The 23804-nt window shown below is 47.2% G+C and carries 23 protein-coding genes and 1 pseudogene; 23 read left to right on the top strand and 1 reads right to left on the bottom strand.

Annotated elements, in window-relative coordinates; all coding sequences use genetic code 11:
• Positions 1 to 23: 23 nt before the first annotated feature.
• The 13 genes and pseudogenes from B0X70_RS21290 to B0X70_RS21225 all read left to right on the top strand — a co-directional run bounded on the left by B0X70_RS21290 (position 24) and on the right by B0X70_RS21225 (position 13412).
• Positions 24 to 908, top strand: coding sequence for a ParA family protein (locus B0X70_RS21290; protein ID WP_217470323.1), 885 nt, complete (start codon positions 24 to 26; stop codon positions 906 to 908).
• A complete protein-coding gene (dnaB-PI, locus tag B0X70_RS21285) occupies positions 901 to 2280 on the top strand; it encodes an SPI-7-type island replicative DNA helicase (protein ID WP_217470322.1) in 1380 nt (459 codons plus the stop codon). Before B0X70_RS21290 ends, dnaB-PI begins: the two co-directional genes overlap by 8 nt.
• Complete coding sequence (locus B0X70_RS21280; protein ID WP_217470321.1) at positions 2277 to 4016, top strand: ParB family protein; 1740 nt, start codon at positions 2277 to 2279, stop codon at positions 4014 to 4016. Before dnaB-PI ends, B0X70_RS21280 begins: the two co-directional genes overlap by 4 nt.
• Positions 4009 to 4260: a TraR/DksA C4-type zinc finger protein gene (locus B0X70_RS21275; protein ID WP_110086124.1), complete on the top strand. Its 252-nt coding sequence runs from the start codon at positions 4009 to 4011 to the stop codon at positions 4258 to 4260. Before B0X70_RS21280 ends, B0X70_RS21275 begins: the two co-directional genes overlap by 8 nt.
• Before the next feature lie 63 nt (positions 4261 to 4323).
• A complete protein-coding gene (locus B0X70_RS21270; RefSeq protein ID WP_217470320.1) occupies positions 4324 to 4914 on the top strand; it encodes a DUF2857 domain-containing protein in 591 nt (196 codons plus the stop codon).
• On the top strand, positions 4911 to 5174 hold the full coding sequence (locus B0X70_RS21265; protein WP_041379952.1) for a ParE family toxin-like protein: 264 nt from the start codon (positions 4911 to 4913) through the stop codon (positions 5172 to 5174). Before B0X70_RS21270 ends, B0X70_RS21265 begins: the two co-directional genes overlap by 4 nt.
• Positions 5143 to 6429, top strand: a complete 1287-nt coding sequence (locus B0X70_RS21260; RefSeq protein ID WP_217470319.1) for an STY4528 family pathogenicity island replication protein — start codon at positions 5143 to 5145, stop codon at positions 6427 to 6429. The genes B0X70_RS21265 and B0X70_RS21260 overlap by 32 nt, the downstream gene beginning before the upstream one ends.
• Positions 6430 to 6819: 390 nt before the next feature.
• The gene (locus B0X70_RS21255; protein ID WP_217470318.1) at positions 6820 to 7542 is read left to right on the top strand and encodes a PFL_4669 family integrating conjugative element protein; all 723 of its coding nucleotides are present in this window, start codon (positions 6820 to 6822) and stop codon (positions 7540 to 7542) included.
• Positions 7523 to 9553: a DNA topoisomerase III gene (locus B0X70_RS21250; protein ID WP_217470317.1), complete on the top strand. Its 2031-nt coding sequence runs from the start codon at positions 7523 to 7525 to the stop codon at positions 9551 to 9553. The genes B0X70_RS21255 and B0X70_RS21250 overlap by 20 nt, the downstream gene beginning before the upstream one ends.
• Before the next feature lie 659 nt (positions 9554 to 10212).
• Complete coding sequence (locus tag B0X70_RS21245) at positions 10213 to 10671, top strand: STY4534 family ICE replication protein (protein WP_023045225.1); 459 nt, start codon at positions 10213 to 10215, stop codon at positions 10669 to 10671.
• A gap of 73 nt (positions 10672 to 10744) precedes the next feature.
• Positions 10745 to 11215: a single-stranded DNA-binding protein gene (gene ssb, locus B0X70_RS21240; RefSeq protein WP_217470316.1), complete on the top strand. Its 471-nt coding sequence runs from the start codon at positions 10745 to 10747 to the stop codon at positions 11213 to 11215.
• Positions 11216 to 11503: 288 nt separating this feature from the next.
• A pseudogene (locus B0X70_RS26020) lies at positions 11504 to 12164 on the top strand (transposase); the annotation flags it as partial.
• Positions 12165 to 12182: 18 nt separating this feature from the next.
• Positions 12183 to 13412: a hypothetical protein gene (locus tag B0X70_RS21225; protein WP_217470314.1), complete on the top strand. Its 1230-nt coding sequence runs from the start codon at positions 12183 to 12185 to the stop codon at positions 13410 to 13412.
• A 309-nt stretch (positions 13413 to 13721) separates the two neighbouring features.
• On the opposite strand, the gene B0X70_RS25820 is transcribed toward B0X70_RS21225, so the two are convergent.
• The gene (locus B0X70_RS25820) at positions 13722 to 13910 is read right to left on the bottom strand and encodes an addiction module antidote protein (RefSeq protein WP_217470313.1); all 189 of its coding nucleotides are present in this window, start codon (positions 13908 to 13910) and stop codon (positions 13722 to 13724) included.
• Positions 13911 to 14292: 382 nt separating this feature from the next.
• Here B0X70_RS25820 and B0X70_RS21215 point away from each other — a divergent pair, with 382 nt between their 5' ends.
• The 10 genes from B0X70_RS21215 (at position 14293) to B0X70_RS21170 (ending at position 23803) form a co-directional block, all read left to right on the top strand.
• Positions 14293 to 14652, top strand: coding sequence for an Abi family protein (locus B0X70_RS21215; protein ID WP_217471680.1), 360 nt, complete (start codon positions 14293 to 14295; stop codon positions 14650 to 14652).
• A 147-nt stretch (positions 14653 to 14799) separates the two neighbouring features.
• Positions 14800 to 15849, top strand: a complete 1050-nt coding sequence (gene pilL2 / locus B0X70_RS21210) for a PFGI-1 class ICE element type IV pilus protein PilL2 (protein WP_217470312.1) — start codon at positions 14800 to 14802, stop codon at positions 15847 to 15849.
• A 6-nt stretch (positions 15850 to 15855) separates the two neighbouring features.
• A complete protein-coding gene (pilM, locus tag B0X70_RS21205; RefSeq protein WP_217470311.1) occupies positions 15856 to 16290 on the top strand; it encodes a type IV pilus biogenesis protein PilM in 435 nt (144 codons plus the stop codon).
• An 84-nt stretch (positions 16291 to 16374) separates the two neighbouring features.
• On the top strand, positions 16375 to 18009 hold the full coding sequence (gene pilN / locus B0X70_RS21200; RefSeq protein ID WP_246593548.1) for a PilN family type IVB pilus formation outer membrane protein: 1635 nt from the start codon (positions 16375 to 16377) through the stop codon (positions 18007 to 18009).
• Positions 18010 to 18032: 23 nt separating this feature from the next.
• Positions 18033 to 19349, top strand: a complete 1317-nt coding sequence (gene pilO2 / locus B0X70_RS21195) for a type IV pilus inner membrane component PilO (RefSeq protein WP_217470309.1) — start codon at positions 18033 to 18035, stop codon at positions 19347 to 19349.
• Entirely contained in the window at positions 19336 to 19821 is a 486-nt protein-coding gene (pilP, locus tag B0X70_RS21190) for a type IV pilus biogenesis protein PilP (RefSeq protein ID WP_112896253.1), read from the top strand. The genes pilO2 and pilP overlap by 14 nt, the downstream gene beginning before the upstream one ends.
• Positions 19822 to 19834: 13 nt before the next feature.
• A complete protein-coding gene (locus B0X70_RS21185) occupies positions 19835 to 21388 on the top strand; it encodes a GspE/PulE family protein (protein ID WP_246593358.1) in 1554 nt (517 codons plus the stop codon).
• Complete coding sequence (locus tag B0X70_RS21180; protein WP_217470308.1) at positions 21381 to 22466, top strand: type II secretion system F family protein; 1086 nt, start codon at positions 21381 to 21383, stop codon at positions 22464 to 22466. The genes B0X70_RS21185 and B0X70_RS21180 overlap by 8 nt, the downstream gene beginning before the upstream one ends.
• 68 nt (positions 22467 to 22534) lie before the next feature.
• On the top strand, positions 22535 to 23137 hold the full coding sequence (locus B0X70_RS21175) for a type 4 pilus major pilin (RefSeq protein WP_110092013.1): 603 nt from the start codon (positions 22535 to 22537) through the stop codon (positions 23135 to 23137).
• Entirely contained in the window at positions 23138 to 23803 is a 666-nt protein-coding gene (locus B0X70_RS21170; protein ID WP_110092012.1) for a prepilin peptidase, read from the top strand.
• The last annotated feature ends 1 nt before the right edge of the window (position 23804 follow it).

The following is a 23804-nucleotide window of genomic DNA, read 5'->3' as shown; positions in this document are numbered from 1 at the left end:
TTACTTAAATTCGAGTGTGCAAAATGAAGATACTTCCCGTAATTTCGCCTAAAGGTGGCGAAGGTAAATCCACACATGCCGCCAATGTAGCCGGTTTTCTTGCAGATGCCGGATTCACAACTCTCCTTCTTGACGCTGATTATTCTCAACCCACTTCAAGCAGTATTTTTGCACTTGAGTATGAAGCCCCATCTGGTTTGTATGAACTTCTTATGCAGACTGCTGACCTGGGTCAGAAAGACCAGATTATTTCCCGTTCTGTTATAAATAATCTGGATGTCATCATTTCCAATGATCCTGATGAACTCCTGCCTACGGCCATGCTTCATGCTCCTGACGGACGTTTGCGTCTGAGGAATATATTGCAGCACCCTCTGTTCAGTCAGTATGACGCTATCATCATTGATTCAAAGGGCGCTACTGGTGTGATGGCGGAGCTGGTTGTGCTGACGGCTACTGAATTTGTGTTAGGTGTGATTAAGCCTATTCTGCCAGATGTCCGTGAGTTTCTACGGGGATCGTTGCGTATGTTGACGCGACTACAACCGTTTGAAAATTATGGTATTCGATTACCTTTAATTCAGATATTGGCGAATGGTATTGAAGGCACTAATCTTGACCGCGATACGTTGAATGAACTGGCCCATATTATCGAGCATAAACGTTACGATACGTCCTCTCTCGGTGGGCGAAGAGTATACCAACTGCTGAAAACCCGTATCGATCTGCTGGATATTTATAAGCTGGGTCACGTACGTGCCCAACCCGTTCACCGTCTTGAATACAAAACCTCCCGTAAAAGTCCCGCTGCCGCACAAACAATGTACTGTCTGGCTTGTGAGTTGTTCCCTGAGTGGCATGAACAGTTTGATGCACTGATTGCGAATAAGGGGGCGAAGAATGCGTAACCCTTTTCCTTTACCGGATGGTATTGAACAACCGTATTCTTGCGATGCTGAACAAGCCGTTCTTGGTGGGCTGATGCTGGATAATGATCGATGGGATGAAATCGTACCACTGATACATGCTGATGATTTTTTCCTGCCCGCTCATCGACGGATTTATGGCGTTGTTGCAACTATGTTTGCGGCCAATTTGCCTGTTGACGTACTAACGTTGTCTGAAATTTTAGAGCAAAAGGAGCAACTAAAACAGGTTGGGGGATTTGCCTATTTAGCCGAACTTGGCAAAAACACACCGAGTACGGCAAACATTGTTGCTTATGCGGAAATTGTTCAGGCGAAAAGTCGCTTGCGTCAGTTGATAATGCTGGGAAATGAGATGAGCGCTCAGGCTGGCCATCCTCGTGCTGATTTTACTGACATTACCGAAATGGCTGAGCAGCGTTTATATACGCTGTCTGAGCAGAAAGCTGTGCGCCAGGATATTAGCTTGAAAGAAGGGCTGGGTTTGCTGATTGAAAAATTAGAGCAGGCCAATGGCGGTAATGGGATAACGGGTACGCCGACAGGTTTTAGTGAACTGGATACAAAAACCTGTGGTCTTCAGCCGGGCGACCTTATCCTGCTGGCCGGTCGGCCTTCTATGGGGAAAACCGCACTGGCACTGGCTTTCTGTCTGAGCGCACTGGAGAGTGCCCCTGATGCTGTTGCTCAGATTTTTAGTCTGGAAATGCCGGTGGATCAATTATTGATGCGTATGGTGTCCATGTTGGAACGGGTTCCACTTGAACGCCTGCGTAGTGGATTAATGGATGATGAAGATTGGGCACGGGTTAGCAGAGCAATGGAGACGCTAATTCAATGGGAAAATCAGCTGATAATTGATGACAGTAGTTATCAGACCCCGGCTTTATTACGCGCCCGTGCCCGCAGAAATGTGCGCAAGTATGGTCGACCTTCATTGATTATGGTGGATTATCTGCAACTTATCCGAAGCCCGGAGCAGGAAAACCGAACCCAGGAAATTGCAGAAATTTCCCGTAGCTTGAAAGCACTGGGTAAAGAATTGGGTTGCCCAGTACTGGCGCTTTCACAACTTAATCGTCAACTAGAGCAGCGTACAGATAAACGTCCTAATAACGGGGATTTACGGGAATCGGGGGCGCTAGAGCAAGATGCTGATCTGATCTTGTTTGTTTACCGGGATGAAGTGTATGACGCCAATACATCGGATATTGGGGTAGCCGAAATCATTATTGGTAAACATCGCCAAGGATCGATTGGAACAGTCAAGATCCAGTTTGATGGCGCCTGTACCCGGTTTAGTGATCTTACAGAGAGGTATTATGATCTTGGTGCTGAAAGGGGAAATATATGAGTAAGCATAAAACCTCTCTCAGTGATGCAATACTTCAACGTGGCAAAACACCACAATCACTAACTGGTACTGTTGTTTTACCTATGGCAGAAATGCCAATGGTATTAACGTTGGATGAATTACAGCCAAACCCGGATAATCCTCGCCTCAGCCGTAATCCCCGTTTTGACGATATTAAAGCTTCTGTTCGTGCCAGAGGACTGGATTCTGTACCGAAAGTGACGCGAGATCCGGAAGATAGTGGAAATGTTTACATTTTCAGTGATGGAGGCAATACCCGTTACCAAATCCTATGTGAATTATGGAAAGAAACGGGTGAGGAACGTTTTTTCCGAATCCCTTGTTTGTTTAAACCCTGGCCAGGTCGATTGCAGTGTGTCATTGGGCATCTGGCAGAAAATGATGTTCGGGGGGATTTAACGTTTATAGAGAAAGCGCTTGGTGTTTTTAACGCAAGTTCTATGCATGAGAAATGTTTGGGAAGACCGGTCTCACAACGAGAATTGACAGATTTATTAAAACAAGAAGGGTTTCCAATATCACAAACCAGCATCAGTCAGATGCATAACACGGTACAATATTTATATCCTCATATGCCCAATGTGTTGATATCGGGTATGGGGCGTCCACAAGCAGTAAACATATTGTCTTTACGAGTTGATGCTCAAAAAACCTGGAATAGTTTTTCTTCGGAGGCATCGTGTGGGAAGGACTTCGATTCAGTTTTTGGTGAGGTATGTCAGCGCTTTGATAATCCTGAACTCTATTCTTTTGACATGTTACGGGATGAACTGATTGGGGAATTAATAAAAGCTTTGCCACATCCTGCCCTTAATTATGATCGCTGGTTATTGGAGCTCGATCCTAAAGAGCGAAACCGTCGTCAGTTATTTGGTGAGCCCCCTCCTATTGCTGAACATTTGCGCGATGCGGATAGACAAGCCGCTGAAGTGCCTGAAAAGTCGGTACCTCTTGTGACTAAAAGCGCTGCCTGCGTTTCGGCAGTGGAACCTGAGTCGCATGGGGATGTTATCGAATGTCAGGAAGATAAAAAGACTGAGGAATATGAAGCTTGTCCGCCCAAACCGCCCAAAGTTGAAGTTCAGCTTGATGTGTATGAAACTCGGCCAACTTTATCCAGTGAGTTATCGACAATACAGGATAAGGAAGATATTGCGCCTTTAGTATCAGCACCTTTATCGCAGATAGTTCCCTCTACTTTAAGTGAATTGAATCACTGTCTTCCAACACCACCACAAACTTCATTATTAACAGAGCCTACGCCATATGATGGATTGAGTTTTGCACAAACTGGTCTGGAGCCAGTGAGTGATATTTGGTCTATCTCACCGGTACGAGATGATATTGAGCATTTACAAGATATGGCGTTTCGTTTGGCATTCGAGTTAGCCGAAGAGATGGGAGGAGCGGATGAGCTTGAGGAAGCTAAAGATACGGCCTGTGAAGTGGGTTATCGATTAGCTTATTCCCATACGGCATCACGTTTTGTACAGGTGCTGTTGTCGTTGACGGGGGAGAGTGACCATAACGGTGAATTGGCAGATACAGGTATAGGAATGTTGGGAACCTGGTTTGTCGGGTCTGACAAGGATACTCCAGTATTGCCTGATGTCGCGGTAGTGAAATTTATGCGTCTTATTCGGGTGTTGCGCCGGTTACGTGAACTGCAACGTGAGTTGTCAGTCGTCTCAGCAGAGGGGAATTGCAATGTCTGATGATATTGATGACACGAGGGCTCAGGCTGTTACTACGATGTGGTTGGAAGAACAGATCGCCGTTGTACGGCGTGAGATGCATACCGGTAGGGTGTCACTGAAATATTGTGAAGGATGTGGTGATCGGATTGATGAGCAACGTCGGCAGATTTTGCCGGGCGTCCAGTTGTGTGTTGGATGTCAGGAAATTGCTGAGCATTGGGAACAGGTCAGACGTATTACCGGAGGTCATCGTGGTGGGTAAGTTCAGATCTTATGTGTTCCAATTTTGTTCAGACGTATCGTATTGCATTGAGAGAGGTGCCTTATGAGCCAGATATCCCAGGTAACCAACGCCTTGTTAACTCAACTGGTCATGGAGTTGAAATCGGGTTATCTCCGTCGCTGTGAAGCACTGGGTTTGATGGACGAAGAAATGCGGATGTTACACAGTTTGACTGTGGAAGACTTGCATTATTTGATGAATAGCCCGGTGTCAGTCCTTACGCTGCGTATCCATCATGAAAATTTTGCGTTAATGCTGCAACAAGCCCGACGTGAACAAAAACGTCTGCAACGTCTTGATCGGGCATTGATGTTAGGGGGCTCAATTGAATTGATGCAACACTACTTTGGGTTGACTTCTGTTGAGGTGAGTTCCCGTCGTCGTATGTTAGGGATTGAAGCTCGCCAGGGTCGATGCCTGATGCTGACAGATAAAGACAGTGCTGAGGTCTGGCGACTGTGGAAAGCGCATGTCACTGATCTGGATAGTGCGGATGGGCTGGATGTGATGATGCAGGCCGCTGAACAACTGGCAGTGTCACTGACGGCAGTCTGGAATGCTGTACGTGGCTGGATTGAAGACGAAAAGAACACAGTAAAACCTGAAGTTGGTCAGGGACGGCAAGACAGGTGAAAAAGACAGAGATCACTCAGGGGTTGCTGGCCCCCTGTTCTGTACCACTCGTCTATAGAAAGAAAGCGGTAGAACAATTGAAACGTTATCGACAGGGTAGCAAAAATTACACTCGGATCAGAGCGAAAGGCAAAGGTAAAGTTTCTCATCGTTGCTTAAAAATTGATATTGGCATGTTTTGGCGGTTGTTAAGTCGTAACGGAGGACGAGATTGGGAAATGATGACACATGAGCGGTACAACAATGAAATCTGGAAATAACACACGGAAGGCTCCTTTGTCCTCTGATAGCCTCATTGCTTTTACGTTGGAGCAAATGAATGCACGACTGGCAGCTCAAGCTGAGGGTGATGAAAAAAAACAGTTGCGCAGTGGGCTGTTGTATCTGGGGAACGTGCATGATGCTATTCCCCGTCAGTTAATTCTGGATACCCGATTATCTCCGCTCGATAAGATGGCCTGGATAATGATACGGCTGTATGCACAACAAAATGCGGGAGCGGTCTTCCCTACCTATGATGAACTGCAATTGCAACTGGCCTCTCCATACAGCGGTAAAGCCTCCCGGGAAACCGTCAGCCGGGTATTGTTGATGTTGCGAATAACCGGCTGGCTAAGTTTGTGCAAACGCGTCAGGGATGAAAAAGGGCGTGTGAAAGGAAACATCTACGCCCAGCATGATGAGCCTCTGACATTTCATGATGCTGAAGCGCTTGATCCCAACTGGCTGGACACGGTGGGGGAGGCGTGTCGCCACAAAAACCGGGTGATTAGTCAGACTGCCTGGTCAGTATTGATGGAAGTTAAAGATGATCCGATGATGCGGCATCGCCGTTCCCGCATTGCTTTACTGGAAAATCGGTTAGGTCAGGTACAAACGCCGCAGCAGATGGCGGCGCTACAGGCTGCATGTTTACCGGGTTCGGAAACCGAACTTAATCAAAAAGGTCGGAACAGACCGGGTTCGGGATCCGAATTCAGTACAGGAACAGGAGATGATAACCCGAATTCGGAAACCGAACTCAGTCTAAAATCAACGAGTTATGACAGAGTTCGGCAATCGAACGGTTACGTACGTCATTTCACACACAGTGTGAATAAAAATACGTACGTAGCCCCATCGAATGGTGACAACCCGATTGTTGAGCATTTGTTGCCTGTAGCGTTACGAAATCAGCTCTCTGATGACGACATCAGAATGCTGACGGAACAACTCCAGGCACTTCCGTCTGATCAGAGGCATTTGGTGTTGGATAGCCTGCGAGTTCCATTGGAAAATGGCTCGTTAAAAAATCCGGTGGGTTACCTACTGACACTGATGAAACGTGCCAGACAGGGGGAGTTGAGAAGCCCCGGCACAGCAAATCAGGGGGAAAACCCCGGCATGAAAAAGCCTGTGCCTGCTAACCGTCAGAAAGACAGACCTGTTTTGCCAGAGGTGCAAAGAAAGGCCAATCCTGCCGTGATGAAAAAAGTGATTGCTGAAATCCGGCAGAATTTTATGAAGAATAAATAAGCGGATACGATATCCACCATATCACTATGAATATGTCGCAACAGTCATGCAGTGAAGGAATAACGATTTTTCAAATTAGGGTTCTGTCAATAAATATGAATGAATTTCAATGGGATACTTTTTTTGTGTTGTTGAACACTGTGCTGAGCAGACTTTCCCATGTTATCGGATTGTCTGACAGAACGACGGGCACAAAAATGGCTACTTATCCAGGTTGTGATTAGAGTCTAATCATGGGCCAAAAGACATACAGTGATTAGAGTCTAATCATTATGGTTATGGGATGTTAATCAGGTTTTTGGGGTGAGCAAAAAAGAGTTTTGAATTGTGGTCACAGCCTGATAACGCAACTATCTCAGCGATATCCTTATGTCACAGAGAGAATGTACCATGATTAAAACTAAAGAGACACATGCTGTTCGCTCAGGCGCACTGCATTCCTCACTTACCATTGAGTTGCATACTCATTACGCTATTAGCCTGTGGAATGGCCGCCGGGATGAAAGCAGCAAAAAGAATAAACCGGTGATTATTAGCATGCCGCGATTTTTCTCACTAGCCGGTCGGATCAGCCAGGATTCCCTGATAGATAATCCGTATGCCGATATGGCGATGTTGGCACTGGAAACTAAGCTTGCTTCTGCTCATGACCAGATGCAGGCGGCGTTAGCGGAACTGGCGGCTACACTCTCGGGAGTACCTGCTCAGATCCATTTATCTGAGATTGCCTCTGTCGCCCCGCTCAATATTGGTGTCTACAGTCGCACGCCTTTAGGTTACCGCTGTGTCTGGTTATTAGTAGGCTATGATCAACTGGTGATGAAAGCCTTGCAGGCGCACCACTATGCGCTGATTTCCCGTCAACAATGTGACGGGTTTTTAAAAAAGGGGGGACATTGGGTACGCCAAATCTACGGTGCTGTCCAGCCGTACCGTAGTTTTGCTGTTACTCGTGACGATATCCTTTCCCAAACCCCTGCCGGCAGGGAAGCTATTACCCGTTTGGGGCTGCCGGATGAGGCCATTATGCGGGGCGAAAAACGTTCTGTTTTTTCTCCTTCCATTAAAAAGTACGGTAAAGCAGAAATAAGCGATGAAACTGTTTCTGTGTGAAAAACCGTCTCAGGGGCGGGATATAGCGGCGATATTAGGTGCAACAAAGCGCGGGCAGGGGTATTTAACGGGTCCGGGGGTGACAGTAACCTGGGCAATCGGACATTTACTGGAAACGGCCAGCCCAGAAGTTTACGGGGAGCAATATGGCGCTCCCTGGCGGGCGTCAGTGTTGCCGATATTGCCGGCCTCCTGGCAAATGGTGGTCAAAAAGGAGACGGCTGACCAGTTTACTGTTATCTGTCGTCTGCTGAAACAGGCAGACGAGGTGGTGATTGCCACTGATGCTGACAGGGAGGGAGAAGTGATTGCCCGGGAATTACTGGATTATTGCCAGTTTCAGGGAAAAATATCCCGTTTGTGGTTGTCTGCTCTGGATGAGGTGAGTATTCGGGCGGCGCTTGCTAATATTTTGCCCGGTGAACAAACGGCATCGTTGTATTTGGCGGGACTGGGACGAGCCAGAGCTGATTGGCTCATTGGCATGAATTTTACCCGACTCTATACCGTGAAAGCCCGTGAATGCGGATATAGTGACATTTTGTCTATTGGACGTGTTCAGACGCCCACTTTGGCACTGGTTGTCTTTCGAGATCAGAAGATTATCGCCTTTACGGCTAAACCTTATTGGCAGGTGGTGGCTGACCTTCAGTTTGACGGACGAATTTTCCGGGTGGATTGGGTACCCGCTGCGACCTATTGTGATGAAGAAAAACGCTGTATTCATCAGAATGTGGCACAGACAGTGGTTAAGTTATGCCAACAAACTGGCACGGCTACGGTCCTGGAAATCAACACTAAACGGGAAAAGCATGCGGCTCCTCTGGCATTCGATCTTGGCAGTTTGCAACAGACGTGCTCAAAAAAATGGGATATGGGAGCTCAGCAAGTACTGAACATTGCTCAAAACTTGTATGAGACGTATAAGGCTATCACTTATCCCCGCACAGATTGTGGCTATTTGCCTACGGTTATGCAGGCGGAAATTCCTCAAGTATTGGATGCTGTGGTTAAAAGTGATCCGGCTATGCGGATTGTGGTAGATAGTCTGGACCGGACGTTGATTTCGCGTATCTGGAATGACAAAAAAATTACGGCGCACCACGGTATCATTCCGACAAAACAGCCCTGTGATATGAAGAAGATGACGGATGATGAGCGTAAAGTGTATCAGCTTATCCGTCAACATTATTTGGCACAGTTCCTTCCTCTGCATGAAATGGATATAACTGAAGTGACTTTTGATATCGGTGGGCAATTGTTTCGTACCCGGGGCAATGTAGTGATTGTTCCTGGCTGGAAGGTATTGTTTTCAGCGGGTAAAGATGAATTGGCATCCATCGGGAAAGACGATTCTTTGGGAGAAAGTTTGCCGTCGATGGTCAAAGGCAGTCAATGTCAGGTTAATGAGGCTACTTTACGCATGTTGCAAACTCAGCCACCCGCTCACTTCACGGAGGGCACATTGATTGCGGCGATGAAAAATGCCGCTGCTTTTGTCAGTGACCCGCAACTTAAGAAGGTATTGAAGGACAATGCCGGGCTGGGAACGGAGGCTACCCGGGCAGGGGTGCTGGATACGTTGTTTAAACGGGGTTATCTGACGAAAAAGGGCAAGTATATCCACGCTACGCAGATTGCCAGCGAGTTGATAGCCGCGTTGCCTACCGCGTTGACCAACCCGGGATTGACTGCATTGTGGGAACAGGCGTTGGATGATATTGCTCAGAGACAGGCGGAGTTGCCGGATTTTATGGCTCGTCAGATACAATGGACCCAATATTTAGTGGAGCAGGTTCAGGCGCAGAAAGTCGTGATCACGCCGCCGCCTTCATTGCCTTGTCCGGTGTGTGGAGGCGTGACGCGTCAACGCCAGGGAAAAAACGGTGTTTTCTGGGGGTGTATAAAATACCCGGAATGCAGTGGGGTAGTTAGCACCGTCGATGGAAAAAGAAAAACCAGATCTACCCGGCATAAGAACGTACCGAAAAAACCGGCAATGACAGGGTGAGCTGATTTTTTGTTGTGTACCTAAGCTGAGATCTGGAAAGGTAAACTGGCTTTGATACATTGCACCCCACGATTGCGGTTTGACAGGCAAGTCGTGCATAGATTTTCTCTGTTGTCAGTCCGGTAAACGGCTTCCTTTGAAGGGTTGGTAAATAGCCGCGTCGGGATAGTTGAATGTCCTTAGAGTTTGTTGAGACTACTTAACTTCCATCTTGTACCACATGCCAGTGCAGATTCCTCGCCGTCCTTTGGGCGGCGCTATTTTTTTACCGCTTCCCAAAAATCATTTTCCTCGTTGACAGTCTGGCCCCCTGATTCAAAAATGCGTGGGATAACTTGTTGTCTTCGGACAATCGCCAATATTCCCGCAGTCTGAGAGGAATGCCTTTGGGTGACTGCTCTCAATGTCAGAAAGGTCTGAGACTGACGCTTTCGTGTGACCTGTCACAAAGCCATTGTAGCCTGAGAGGTGGCGCCTGCGGGCGGTAAACCCGTTTATCCTTTGGAAACGGGTATCACTGATAACAGTGATGAAGGTGTATTTTTAACTTATCAGATAGCCTGTGTTTGACACTGGCTTCCCGACGGGAAACATCACTTCCCGCCGTGGGGTAATGTGTTCTCCGTCGTTTCTTTTTTTCACTTCATGGAGAGAACATCATGTCTGCAACTACCACTGAAAATAAATATTTCAACCTGAATATCAATGGATTGGGGTATCTCAGCAATGTCCGCAAGGTGAATGGTCAGAATGGCAGTTTTTTCAGCGCGGTCATCAATGCATTGAGTGGACCAACAGAGAATCCGTCTTACGTTCGCTTTGATGTCACTGTTGCCGGTAAGGAAAACAGTGACTTAATCAGCCGCTGTCAGAAAGCGGTTGATGAGGACAAAAAAGTCTTACTGGGTTTCACATTAAGTCAGCCGTCTACCGGGATTTTTACGTTGAACAAGGGTGAGCATGCCGGTGAACAGCGTGTCAGTTTAAGAGCGCGGTTGATTAAAATTGACTGGATCAAAATCGGGCAGGAGATGGTTTATAAAGCTGAAAAACCTGAATCCGTGCCGCCTGTACAGAATAAGTCTTCGCAAAAGCATTATGCAGAGAATTCATTTTGACTGCCCCTGAAGTCTCTCCGGAGTGCATTTTTTCGGGGAATTTTTTTCATCTACATTTTGAAAGGGAAGTTACATGGCTTCACGCGGCGTGAATAAAGTGATACTTATTGGACGATTGGGACAAGAACCAGAAGTGCGTTATCGGCCAGAGGGTGATACAGTGGCGGTATTGTCACTGGCAACATCGGAAACCTGGCGGGATAAACAAACCGGAGAGCAGAAAGAGCGTACCGAATGGCATCGGGTAGTCATTTTCGGCAAACTGGCTGAAATTGCTGGTGAATATCTGAGAAAAGGCAGCCAGGTGTATATTGAAGGTCAGTTGCGTACCCGTAAATGGTTTGACAAGACGAGTGGGCAAGATCGGTATAGCACGGAGGTGGTGATTAGTCAGCAAGGTACAATGCAGATGCTGGGTGGTCGCGGTCAAAGCGAACCTTCTCGTTCAAGTGACCGGGGACAATCGCAACCCGTTTCGTCTTCTTCAGAACCGACTTGTGGAAATGAACCACCAATCGATTTTGACGATTTGATCCCTTTTTAGAGTTCACCTGAGACTTAATATGTAAAATATTTCCATTAAGCCCTTATTTTAAGGGCTTTTTTTGTTTCTAAATGTTGATTTTGTTTTGTAAAAAATATATTGACGCATTTTGTATACCTTGAAAAAATGTAAACATTTGGTGCGCGTATGAACACAGATTATGGAACAACAACATTTTTGATGGATAGTGGTGAGCGTTATACCTTGGTGAGTATAGGTAGCTAGGTTGCGTAACGTGAACCACTAAATCAAATCATCAATATCACCATGTCTTCAGTGTAATTGCCCGCTTCCCTTTCTCTCAGCGAAATGATGACAATCTTCATCTAATTTCACATGAATCACTATCGGAATTTTAAATCCTTTTGCCTTGATCACGTAACACCTATCTTCACAATGAATTCCCAAGCATTGCTTTTGTTGATTCAATCAAAATAACGGTATGCCATAACATGCGTATTCCCTGAAATCGGGTCTTTGACGGTGTAGCATATCGGAGAAAAACTCGTACAGGCTGGTTTTATGGTTTTAAACTTCATCTGTTTATCGACGATTGTAGGGAATTGTTCGTGGTCAAATTGACACTTGATGGATTCTTCATCCGATTAAAAAGCGGCTGAAATGGGGAAGCGGACATGTGTATGGAGATAAGGGCTATATCTCACAGGCGCTGAGTGATGAAATTGCTGCGGAAGAATATCCGTAATAACATGAAAATAAAAGCCTTTTATCTTTGGGGTAGATTAATATTAAGTAAGAAGGTGTTCTTTGATAGGAAATGGTTGTGGAACAACTGAAAAATATCTCTCAGGTAGAACATCAAGGCACTGCAGTGTGTGGCCGGCTTTTTGTTGGCGGTCGTGTCAGGATTAATTGTTTACACTTTTCAACCAAAAAAGCCGAGTTTGATTTATGTGGTTCTGAAATGGCTATTCTTAAACAGATTTGAAGTTAAATGAGGAAAGAAATGTTTAACAGTGAAGATGAGCTTATTGAGTATTTGAACGAAAACGAACTGGCTGGATTGGACAGCGAGTATTCTTTTTCATATACAGAGCTGATCGAGAAATTTTCTGCGAAAGGCATGGATCTGAATCGTTGGTGGATTCTGACTCCGACTACCTGGATATGCCCATGCTGCCAAAGAACAAAGCGAGAGATAATAAGAAAAAACAAACATGGTTATCTTACTGGACACTTGCATGAGCATCATGATCACATGACCGATTTTGTGAAAGATGAATTTACCCGAATTTCACAAAATAACGATATCGTCATTGCAGATCTCCTGGCTGAACGTTTTGTTGCAAGGACTGCATTTGCTTTTTCTGCTTACGACAATACTATCATTTGTGCTGATTGTAATTATGCAGACGCAAGAGCAAAGAAAATAGCCAAAGCACCAGCAGCGTTTTCTTTTTCCCCATCTGAAATAAAAAGATTTATTTTGCCATTACCTAATCGTGATCACGAAATTGACGGTAATGCGGCAATAACACTTTGGCAAGAGTGTAAGGAGACATTTTATCTCCGATGCTCTTTTGTAAGAAAAATAGCAGAAATTGGGGCAAATAACAGGCATTGGTATCAACCTTCGGAAAGGACCGCAAAGCAGACTGAAAGAACCGCCAGGTACAGAATTAATTATTATGGACTTGATAAAATCAAACCTGGATACCCTGAAAGTTTACTTTATAAATCAAACAAATTTATGGGAGATGCGGACTCATGGAGGCGGAAAAAAGAACCATTTTCTTCAACCCCACCGACATCAGGAGAGCTTCAGCACCTGATCAATTTAAATAAAGAGCGCTGGGGAAAAACGCCTGATCATTGGTGCTGCCCTGTATGTTTACGTCCTAAGCTGTACTGTGTTCGTAAATCTAATAAAGGAAAATGGACTTTTCAGCTTATTTCAAAATACTTTTATGACGGGGAGTCAGAAGATTTTTATCAAGTCATCAAGGTATGTAATGATTGCAGCGTCACCGCAACCCATATAGGCGCGGAGGTTAAATCGTATATGGGGATAAAAATTTTATACTCCAGCATGCTGATCTCGCCAGACGAACTTAGAACTGTTATTCAGGCCAAGCCTTATTGCAAGCATTATATAGATAATGGCAATGTCGATTCATTATTACCTGTCTTAAAAGATAGAGTGCTTGAGGGGGATTATTATAAGGCATCATCTTAATATTATTCTGGTAACATGGCAGCTAATTAATAGCTTAAAGGGATTGATCGTTGTTATTGCGATAAGTTCAAAAAAATTCCCTATTTTGCAACAGGGAATTTGTGAAAGACAGGTTTTATGTCCTGTCGTTTTCATTTATCTACTTCCATCAAGAATTGGTTCAATTGTTGGAGGAAAATAAAGTTTCATCCTATTGAGTGTGCGTTGTCGGTGTTCTAATGGGTTGCATAGTAAAACGTAGTCCCAAGGCGTTGGCAACCTTTGTGATTGTAGTAAAATGTAGGTTTCCCTCGCCAGAAAGGGCCTTTCTCAGCTCATTCCAACATTTCTCGCTATTTGGCTGATGTTACGGGCTCGTGCTATGTCACCCAAAGCAGCCACAATAAGGGAAGGATCACCATCTTCCATCACGGCCTCTAGGTACGCCGTAATATCTTCCTCTGTTTGGAGGTAATCAGCGGTATCGTAGCGGCTGAACTTTACTTTTTGGTTTTTCATTGGTTACTTCTTCATGGCGTGGCAATGACTTTTGCCAATTCAATATCGAGGGATTGGCTGTTTTTGCCTCCACCGCACTGTGTTGTGGTTTAATTTCTAGGATACTTCAAAAGCCCGGTTACTTACAGATACCGAGAATAACCCTATGCGAATCTGACAAAAGTATCAAAATGCGTTGACAAAATTTACGCCAGGCGTAGTATTAACTTTACCAACGCTCGCAATGTTCCCTAGGGGATGTTAGTGGGCTTTTTTTTCTTCAGGAATGACGGCTAATCATGCCTTATACCCTCTATCCAAAGCCGTATCGCTCACCGGGGAGCTTGTTGTTGATTTACAGGTTAAGTATCTTTAGCTTCAGAATACTGCCGATGCAGCACGAATTCTTAGTCAGATAAGCTATCACCACTTCAAAATTTACCTGCATCTGTTCCTCAATCCGGCCAGTAGCACGCTGCAAAAATTAGCGGCTGAATTTGGTGCGCGAAAATTTTCAACTTTGTCTAACTGGGTCACCATGTTGCATGATGTTCGCAACAAGTGTGCCCACCATAGCCGCCTTTGGAACGTCAACCTGTCTGCACCAAAAGATATGAATCAGATGATCAAAACGCTTGGTATTACCAGCCTGGACTTTTTTGACACGATTGATGATCTGATCCAGCGATATCCGGCGATTCGACCTTACCTGCGTAGCGCTGGGTTTGCCCATAACTGGCGGGCAGATCCGCTCTGGCATTAACTTTTCACTCTGACAAATTGACTCATTTGACGCACTGACTTCGATGGGTGCGTTTTTTTTGATTTTGCAAAAAGAGTTCTGTATTGAGCGTAGTCCCGGATCCCCGCACAGTAAGCCGCATTTAAGATTACCTGCACGGGAATGCTCATGAAAAACCCTGTTTTTTTCTCACTCAGTTGGCTGCCCGTCATGGTATTGGCTGGGTGTACCGGACAAACTCAGGAGGCTACTGCATCCGGTGTAAGTTTTCACCGTTCTCATCAGGAAAGTCCCGCCGTATCCGATATCTATTCTCTGACACCAGAAGTTACGCGCTATGATCGCTATACCTTGGTGAGTGTAGGCAGCCAGGCTGCGCAACGTGAACCCCTAAATCAAATCATCAATATCACCATGCCAGTACCGTTGGTACAACGTATTGGTGATGGATTGCGCTATTTGCTATTTGGAACCGGTTATTCGCTGTGTGATACCGCCGCAACCCATTTCGTTAAATTGATAGGCAGGCCATTACCGGCTATTCAACGCAAAATTGGGCCGATACGGCTCAGTGAAGCGTTACAGATTGTTGCCGGGTCTGCATGGCGTATCCGGGTAGATGAGGTGAATCGTGAAGTGTGTTTTGTTTTACGTGATGAATATCGTCAGTTTTCCGAGACAACGGTTGGCCGGATGACACCGCCAAAAATGCAGGTACCGTTGCAGAGATCTTCTTCACCGGCGTTATCGGCACCTACATTGTCCAACAGCATATTAGCCACTCCGTTACCAGCGAAGCCCCTGATAGCTGAAAGACCGAAAACAGATACCCCTAAAATTCCTGTGACAGGAGGAAAACCTACGGCCATTTCTTCTGTATTGCCCACTCAGCCCGTTAAATCCTTACTCAGCGGCAGTACACCCGTGACAACGATACCGATAGGCAACATCTGGCGTGCGGAAACGGGAACCACTTTGCGTGGAATGTTGGAACGGTGGGCTAATACAACGAATTGCCCGGTAGGGGGACACTGGGTAGTCGTGTGGTCGTCACCGACGGATTACCGCATTGATGCGCCGTTGACGTTCAAAGGCAACTTTGAGTCCTTGTTGGTACAACTATTTGATCTTTATAGACAGGCCGAGAAACCGTTGTTTGCCGAAGTCAGTCGCCTTCAGTGCCTGATTTCAGTCAGTGATAAACCGGTAACCCGGTAAGCCGTGATGGGGTATGTCATCAGTGGGTTTGCCTTGGTTTTTCTGCTGATTGCCGGGGGTATACAGCTGCGACAGGCAGAACAACTGCACGTCGATGGTGACAACGCAAGGGCTCGAATACTGGCAGACCAAATGTTGCTATTAGCCAGTGCCATTAATCACTGGCGTGGCGGCTCATCTAAAAATGGCACGGTGGATCTGCGTAAGCTCATTCTGCCTTTTCAGCCTGATGCCCGTATCCGGCATGTTATCAGCCAAGATCGGCTCTGGGTGTGGATGCCGGAAATACCCGGTCTTGTAACCGCTCTGCGCGAACGCACTAAGGGGTCAATGTTGATTGGTGAAGTCCGGCAGGGACGGTTGTATGGCTTATCTGGTCAAGAGATAGGACTCACTCTCCCTGACGGGATTAGCGATGGTGATGTGGTGTATTTCAACTGAAAAAGCGAACAGGATTTGATGAAAAATAAACTGTATTCACTCAGGCTTTGTACTTGCCTTGTTCCACTGGCGGCGGTAACAGGCATGGCGCTGATGTCCGGTTGCACCTTGCGGGCAGTGGATAATATGGCGCGTGAGGCTAGTATGCAAAGTCGGGTAGCGCAACAGTATTTGCATCAACAGCATAGCCTGAAACAGCCAGTAGTAACCTGGGTAGATAAACCCTGGGTGAATCTGAAACCGGTAGTTCAGCCTGTCGCATCGGTAAAGTTACCGTCCTGTCAGATAACGATTAACAGTAAAGTCGGGCTGACATTACCGGAACTGGGACAACGCATTACCCAACTTTGTGGTATTCGGGTCACGGTCGCGCCCGATGTTTTAGCACGAGTATCAACCACTGCCGGTGGGTTGACGCGCCAGATGAATAGGGCATTACCGACAGCTGATGATAAGGGACGTATGCCATTGGATTGGCTGGATGATCGCGATATACACTCAATTGATGCTGATGAGCGTCGAGAGTCAGAAGTACTCACGGGTCTCAATTGGCAAGGGGAGCTAACGGGGCTTTTAGACAATATTGCCAGCCGGTTAGGGATTGCATGGAAGATGGATAACAGGGCCGTCGTGTTTTATCGATTCGAAACCCGGACATTTCAGTTGAATGTTCTCAACACCCGTACCAGTAGTAATGCCAGTGTTGCCTCAGGTTCAACCAGTAGTATGGGGACATCAGGGGGCAGTGGTAATGTCAACAATTCTGTTTCTGGGGAGGCCAGCTCTTCACAGAAAACGACGGTTGATCTGAACAGTGATTTATACGAAGACATCCGTAAGACAGTCGAAAATATGTTGACGCCCGAGCGGGGTCGGTTCTGGTTGTCAAGCTCCAGTGGAACGCTGATGGTAACAGACACGCCGGCGGTACTGGATTCGGTATCCCGTTATGTGGAAGAACAAAATACTGTTCTCAACCGTCAGGTTTTGTTGAATGTTCAGGTGCTGAGTGTCAGCACTACCCGTAAAGAGCAAATGGGGTTGGACTGGGGATTAGTTTATAACTCATTGCATAATTTGGGGGCTACGTTATCTGGCAGTTTTAGCGGTATGGGCAGTGGGGCAACGTCTACGGGTGTCAGTATTTTGGAAAATGCCACAGGGAAAGCGGCAAAACTCTCCGGTTCCAGCCTGTTGATAAAGGCGTTGAGCGAGCAAGGTAATGTCAGTGTGGTGACGTCTCAAGGAAGTGCGACCACTAATTTGACCCCCATTCCGATACAGATGGCTGATCAGACGGTGTATGTGGCTCAAAGCAGTACAACGACGGCTACGGATGTGGGAGCCACCACAGCTCTGACGCCTGGGATGATCACTACCGGGTTTAATATGACTTTGTTGCCGTTGATACAGCGTAATGGGGATGTTCAGTTACAAGTGGCTTTTAACCTGTCTGATCCGCCGACTATCCGTTCATTCACATCTAAAGAAGGCAATTCTTATATCGAGATGCCGTATACCCGGTTACGTTCACTGAGTCAGAAAGTGAATCTACGTGCCGGGCAGGCGCTGGTACTCACCGGATTTGAACAGGCTGATACTCGGGTGACTCAGGCGGGAACCTTTACACCGGGTAATTTCCTGCTTGGGGGAGGCCAGTCCGGAGAGAATCAGCGCAGCACGTTGGTTATTTTGATCACCCCCGTATTACTGGATTGAGGAATGAAAGGCTGCATGAATCAATGAAAAGCATCGATTTAGAAATACCCGGTGAGATACCCGAAGTCACGGTTGTAAAGGCCGAGCGCTATTGTTGGATCGGTGGCCTGCGTTGGTCACCGTACATGAAGGTGAAACGGGGACCCCGCAGAAGGCAACGTGTTCGTCCGGTAGCCAGTCGATCTCAATACGCCGATGTACATCGGGTCGTGGGCAATCGTTCGGGGAGACGTCAGCAGACTACACGCATGATGGGAACGGGAATAATCAGGAAATTGTATTGCCGTCACACACCGTATTCTTTAGCCATCGCTTTTTTATCGCATTCCGGCCCAAACGGGTACGGGATTTACGATTTGGGCGAGGGGCAATGGTTATTTTTGGCGACGCAGAATGGTTTGCCGTCCGTAATGGCCGATATTGTTGGAACTCGCGAGAGTGTCAATGCAGCACTGTCCCGTTTTTTAACTTTTAACCCGGCTCCAGATAAAAGCTGGCGGGTAGTATCTGACCCTGATAATCCGGCGCATTGGCGCTCAATAACTTCTGCTTTGTCTGCTCATCAGTATCGGATGTGTCGCCTGCAACGGCGGTGGCGGACACCATTATTGTTGATGGCCGTATTTATCATGTTGTTGATTGTCGTATGGGGGTTATTGCAGTCAGGAAAATCTCCCGATGAGAGATTACCGATGACTGAAACTGTTCAAGTCAGGGCATCACGATTGTTTGAAGAAACGCCAAAACCGGTTGACTTACCTCATCCGTGGGCCGATAAGCCGTTGTTACCCGCGTTTTTGGCACGTTGTGTCATGACCAGTCGGACGATCCCTGTGTTATTGGCGGGTTGGCGCTTGACGGCAGGTTCATGCCGAAAAGATGGCGTCCGCCTTCACTACGAGATTATGCCTGGCGGTACAGCAGCGCATTTTGTTCAGCGTGTACAGAGTGTATTTAAGCAGTCACCGGTTTTTGACCTGGTTCAGGGCGCAAAAGAAGGCCGGGTATTCCTGCCGTGGAAACCTTTGCCGGTTCGCAATGAAGCGGTGCCTGCTGTTTCAGTACAGTTGATGAAGATGGTTTCGAATTTCCAGCAATGGCAGATCCCTCTGACGTTAAATGAACTGACTCCAGCATCGGCATTACCGGGAGACGGGCAATCTATACCTTCCCAGGATTGGCGAGAATACCTGTTCAGCTTCAGTAGCCGGGTGATGCCAGCATGGCTATTTGCTGAACTGGATGATACAGGGCTGCGACTGAACAGCCTCACGTTTACCCTGACCTCACAGGGACAGTTAACCTATCAGACTGAGGGATACATTTATGCCCGGAAATAATACTGCCTTGTGTATCAGTGTGTTAAGTGGGCTAATTTTTATCAGTTCACCCGTATGGGCAACAGAGGATAGCGCTCTTTCGGTAACAGGGATGACAGAAGCATCTGCGGGTGTGACTGTGGGGCAGTTAGAGCATTTACACGCGAAAAATTTGTTGCTGGAAGCGGAATTGCAGCAGGCTAAATTACAACGCCAACTGACAGAAAATCAGCCTTTGGGGTTAACGGGCAGTAATGACCTTGATTTGCCGATGACCGTATCACCGGTGATAACGGCGGGACAACCTGTGACCCGTCCGGTGGTGCAGGAGATTTATGGTCGGGGGCATGCATTGCGGGCCAGCGTAAGCCTGCCGGGCCGCGGTGTGATGGAGTTAGCTGTCGGTGACGCAGTGCCTGGCACTCAGTTCAAAGTTAAGGTGATCACGCTTTCTGCGGTCACGCTAAGTGATGGCTCGGTATTAACGTTCTGAGAGAAGACAGGGAATGAAAGAAAGTATCCAGGTTAATGATGCCGTGTTGCTGTTATGTGAAGAACAGCAGGCTACGGTATTAATTGACAACAATCGTCGGGGCGATCCACAGGTTCAGACGCGGGTCATGCAATTACTTGAAGCCACGCCAGAAGCAGAAATTCGCTTTGTCAATTTGTCAGAATTGCAGGCGAACCGCCAGAAACAACATCAGCGGACGAATGAACAGGGCGTGTGTCTGTCGGACCTAACTGATGTGAGTGAACGTCAGAAGCAGGTACTGACCTGTTTTGAACTGGCAAAAAAGCTGAATGCGTCAGATATTCACCTGACCATCAGTCCGGGATTGACCCGAATTGAAATGCGTATTCACGGTGAGCTGGAAGTCGTCAATGAACTGTCGGAAGAGGAGGGAATGGCACTGGCATCCACGATCATCCTGTCGATGTGTGATGTCACTGAAACGCAATTTTTTCCCGGCCGTCAGCAGGACGGGAGGATTAAAGCGGATTTTCTGCGTCGGGTACATTTGTATGGCGCCCGGTATAGCCATACGCCAACCGCAGATGGTTTGTATGTTGTGATGCGTGTGATTGCTGATGATGGTGACAAAGTGCCTACACTGACACAATTAGGTTTTTTGCCGCAACAAATCAAATTGGTTTCCCGTATTTTGCGACTGCCCGAGGGCCTGATTGTGTTATCGGGACCAACCGGTTCTGGGAAGTCCACGACATTACGCACTTTTTGTCGCCAGTATCTTGACAGGACAGGAGGTAAAAAACGGTTATTGACCGTTGAAGACCCCCCTGAAGGGAGGATTGCCGGCGCGATTCAAACGCCCATCGTGTGTGACAAAAGTGATGAAGAGGCGGTCAGGCTTGCCTGGCACCGAGCGCTCACCTCTGCGCTGCGTCTTGATCCAGATGCCGTTATGCCAGGCGAAATGCGAGACCTGACTTCCATGCTAACGGCAATTTATGCTGCGCAAACAGGACATAGTGTCATGACGACGCTGCATACCAATAGCGCAGTCGGTATTCCTGAGCGCATGATAACCATGGGGGTGAATGCGGGGCTGATTGCTGATGCACAGCTTTTGATTGCGTTGATTAGTCAGCGTTTGGTACAGACATTATGCCCACACTGTCGGGTACCTTGGGCACAGAAACAGGCGGTACTGGATGAGGAACAACGGGCTTATCTGATGCGTTATTGCCATGCTCCCGGTACCTGTTGCGTAGAGAATTTGTATTTTCGTCATCCCGAAGGATGTGAACATTGTTGCCAGACGATTACCTTGAGCGGACGGATTGTTAGCCGGGGAGTAACTGGTCGTAGCGTGGTGACAGAAGTCATTAGGCCAGATGCTCGATTTTTTACCTTGTTGATGACTGAGGGCAAAGAGGCCGCGAGACAACACTGGGTATCGAACCTAGGCGGGATTACTCGTCGCCAGCATCTATTGAATAAGCTGAATGCCGGGCTGATTGATCCATTGGAAGCCGATTTAGTTTGTCCGCTGGATGAAGATGATTATTTGCTGATGGAGCCGTGTGATGCGTGAAATGTCATGGGTTAGCCGTCTGCGCTATGTGTTAGTTCGCCACACGTTCTTACCGAGTTATCGCATCATTTTCTATGAGGCGTTGCGTTTTTTACTGGAAAACAAGATACCGTTATTGAAAGCGTTGCGGCAGATACGTGATGTGTATACGCATTTCGATACCCATTGGCATCCGTTTGCTGAACTCATTGACGATTGCATCTCGGCGCTCACTGATAACAGTCAAACGAATACCTTGGAACATGTGCTGGCTGTTTGGGGACCGGTAGAAGAGGCGGCGTTAATTAGTGCGGGTATGCGCAGCGGTCATTTGCCTGAAGCATTGAGTCAGGCCATTACACTGATAGGTTGCCGTCAGCGTATTCTGATAGTGTCGCTCAGAATGATGATTTATCCCTTGCTGTTGGTGTTACTGATGGCGGGATTATTGGTGATCACCGCAACAGAATTGGTACCAACACTAAAAAATATTGCAGATCCGGAAAACTGGCAGGGGGTGCTGGCATGGCTGAACGGGATGGCGACATTCTTTGAGCATGCTTTTCTGTGGTGTGGTGTCTTACTGCTCTCTTTTATTGTGGGCGTGGCGTATTCGCTCCCGCGGTGGGTCAACCGTCTGCGTCGCATCGCGGATCATCTTATCCCCTGGTCGGTCTATAGCGATATTCAGGGCGCCATTTTTTTACTGAACATGGCTTCCCTTTTGCGTGCCCAGGTTCAGACGCTGGATGCGTTAATTATCCTGCAACGCTTTGCATCTCCCTGGTTACAGATTCGTCTGGAGTCTATTGCTGATTGTGTCCGCGAAGGGGATCACTTTGGCCGGGCATTGCATCACTGTGGTTATGACTTTCCGTCAAAGGAAGCGGTGAATTTTCTGTCATTGCTGACGGAAGGTGATGGTACTCCTGAGATGATTGGACGCTATGGTGAGCGGTGGCTGGACCAAACCATTGTTCGGGTGAACAGGCGGGCCAATTTGGTCATGTTGTGTTCCCTGTTGCTGGTTGTCGGGACATTTATGTTGATCCTGCTGGCCGTTATGGAAATACAGAACATGGCTAACATCATGCCGTAACCCCTTTAAATTAAACCTCCTTTTAACGATTTTCTCCGTAAAGAACCCTTTATATAAGGAATAAATCAATGCAGTACATGATGATACAGAAACAAGACCGAATGGTCCGTTCCCCTGAACGGGGTTGGGCTATTTTGGAAAATGGCGCGGTCGCTCTGGTTGTGATTGCCGTGATTACTGTAGTTTTGGGGGGCATTTATATGTTGTATGACCGCAAGGATGCGGTTGTGGAAACAACGAATCTGCAAACTATCATCTCCAGTACTCAGGGGTTAATGAAAGGCAGCGGCGGGTATGAATTTAGTAATGCAGACAAGATGACCGGCGTCCTGATTCAGTTGGGTGGCATACCGAAGAGTATGACAGTTCGCGGTGATACGACTGCTGGTAATGCTACGTTGTGGAATACCTGGGGTGGTCAGGTTAAGGTCGGACCGAGCAGCACGGGGGGATTTAATAATGGATTCACGGTAACTTACGAGAGAGTCCCTCAGTCTGCCTGTGTTTCATTGGCGACTGGGATGAGCCGGGGAGGAAGTGCGTCAGAGATCACTATTAATAATACTCATCACGCTGATGGCAAGGTGACGCTGGAAAGTGCCAGTACAGAATGCACAAGGAACAACGGTCGTACCGGGACCAATAAACTGATCTTTACGATTAATGGTTAAATGAAGACACTGATTGCGGTTAGCTTTCCTACAGAATATACCCCTCTGGTTATGATGACGTTATTTGTCATCGGATGCGTGCTGCTTCGTCCGGTGAGTAAATTTTTGCAGGAATACGGTCTGTTGATGTGTTCAGTGCATCCGGTACCACGAATGGCTATCTGTTTGTACGTGGTGTCGGGCACGTTGATGTTGTTATCACCAGCGCCGCTGATGGAGCGGATAGCCGCACTGTTGCTGTTGAGTTTTTTGTTGCAATTATCGGTTATAGACGTTTTGAGTGGCTGGCTTCCTCGTCAGTTTACACTGGCTTGCCTGGTGTCCGGTGTCTTGGTCAGTATTTCGTTGCCGTCAGTGTCAATAACTCTTTTGGCTACGGTGCTTATGCTTGCCGGGATGAGTGTGTTACGCAAGTTGATGAACCGGCACTCTCAATGTGAAGCGCTGGGAATGGGGGATGTCTGGCTGATGGGAGCGTTGTGTGCCTGGCTGACAGGGTTACCGGCACTGATAGGTTGCTTGATTGGTCTGTCCGGTTTCGTGCTGTGGTATTTGGCACAATTACCTCATCAAGGTATGAAAGGCGGGCCGCTGGGGCCTTGGCTCAGTTTAGGGAGTGTGGTCATGTTGTTGGAACGATTATATCAGCCAATATGGGTAATCTAAT

It is taken from the genome of Photorhabdus akhurstii (genome assembly GCF_019090985.1).
Taxonomy (GTDB): domain Bacteria; phylum Pseudomonadota; class Gammaproteobacteria; order Enterobacterales; family Enterobacteriaceae; genus Photorhabdus; species Photorhabdus akhurstii.
The sequence above is the reverse complement of the archived record's forward strand: the minus strand, read 5'-3'. Positions and strand labels throughout refer to the sequence as shown.

Excerpts from the sequence above, each read along its gene's own strand:
- ssb (WP_217470316.1), top strand. The coding sequence starts at position 10,745 with ATGGCTTCACGCGGCGTGAATAAAGTGATACTTATTGGACGATTGGGA.
- B0X70_RS25820 (WP_217470313.1), bottom strand. The coding sequence starts at position 13,910 with ATGAAAAACCAAAAAGTAAAGTTCAGCCGCTACGATACCGCTGATTAC.
- B0X70_RS21290 (WP_217470323.1), top strand. The coding sequence starts at position 24 with ATGAAGATACTTCCCGTAATTTCGCCTAAAGGTGGCGAAGGTAAATCC.
- B0X70_RS21280 (WP_217470321.1), top strand. The coding sequence starts at position 2,277 with ATGAGTAAGCATAAAACCTCTCTCAGTGATGCAATACTTCAACGTGGC.
- B0X70_RS21175 (WP_110092013.1), top strand. The coding sequence starts at position 22,535 with ATGCAGTACATGATGATACAGAAACAAGACCGAATGGTCCGTTCCCCT.
- B0X70_RS21250 (WP_217470317.1), top strand. The coding sequence starts at position 7,523 with ATGAAACTGTTTCTGTGTGAAAAACCGTCTCAGGGGCGGGATATAGCG.
- B0X70_RS21255 (WP_217470318.1), top strand. The coding sequence starts at position 6,820 with ATGATTAAAACTAAAGAGACACATGCTGTTCGCTCAGGCGCACTGCAT.
- B0X70_RS21270 (WP_217470320.1), top strand. The coding sequence starts at position 4,324 with ATGAGCCAGATATCCCAGGTAACCAACGCCTTGTTAACTCAACTGGTC.
- pilO2 (WP_217470309.1), top strand. The coding sequence starts at position 18,033 with ATGAAAAGCATCGATTTAGAAATACCCGGTGAGATACCCGAAGTCACG.
- B0X70_RS21180 (WP_217470308.1), top strand. The coding sequence starts at position 21,381 with ATGCGTGAAATGTCATGGGTTAGCCGTCTGCGCTATGTGTTAGTTCGC.
- B0X70_RS21260 (WP_217470319.1), top strand. The coding sequence starts at position 5,143 with ATGAGCGGTACAACAATGAAATCTGGAAATAACACACGGAAGGCTCCT.
- dnaB-PI (WP_217470322.1), top strand. The coding sequence starts at position 901 with ATGCGTAACCCTTTTCCTTTACCGGATGGTATTGAACAACCGTATTCT.
- pilM (WP_217470311.1), top strand. The coding sequence starts at position 15,856 with ATGGGGTATGTCATCAGTGGGTTTGCCTTGGTTTTTCTGCTGATTGCC.
- B0X70_RS21225 (WP_217470314.1), top strand. The coding sequence starts at position 12,183 with ATGTTTAACAGTGAAGATGAGCTTATTGAGTATTTGAACGAAAACGAA.
- B0X70_RS21185 (WP_246593358.1), top strand. The coding sequence starts at position 19,835 with ATGAAAGAAAGTATCCAGGTTAATGATGCCGTGTTGCTGTTATGTGAA.
- pilL2 (WP_217470312.1), top strand. The coding sequence starts at position 14,800 with ATGAAAAACCCTGTTTTTTTCTCACTCAGTTGGCTGCCCGTCATGGTA.
- B0X70_RS21245 (WP_023045225.1), top strand. The coding sequence starts at position 10,213 with ATGTCTGCAACTACCACTGAAAATAAATATTTCAACCTGAATATCAAT.
- B0X70_RS21275 (WP_110086124.1), top strand. The coding sequence starts at position 4,009 with ATGTCTGATGATATTGATGACACGAGGGCTCAGGCTGTTACTACGATG.
- pilP (WP_112896253.1), top strand. The coding sequence starts at position 19,336 with ATGCCCGGAAATAATACTGCCTTGTGTATCAGTGTGTTAAGTGGGCTA.
- B0X70_RS21170 (WP_110092012.1), top strand. The coding sequence starts at position 23,138 with ATGAAGACACTGATTGCGGTTAGCTTTCCTACAGAATATACCCCTCTG.
- pilN (WP_246593548.1), top strand. The coding sequence starts at position 16,375 with ATGGCGCTGATGTCCGGTTGCACCTTGCGGGCAGTGGATAATATGGCG.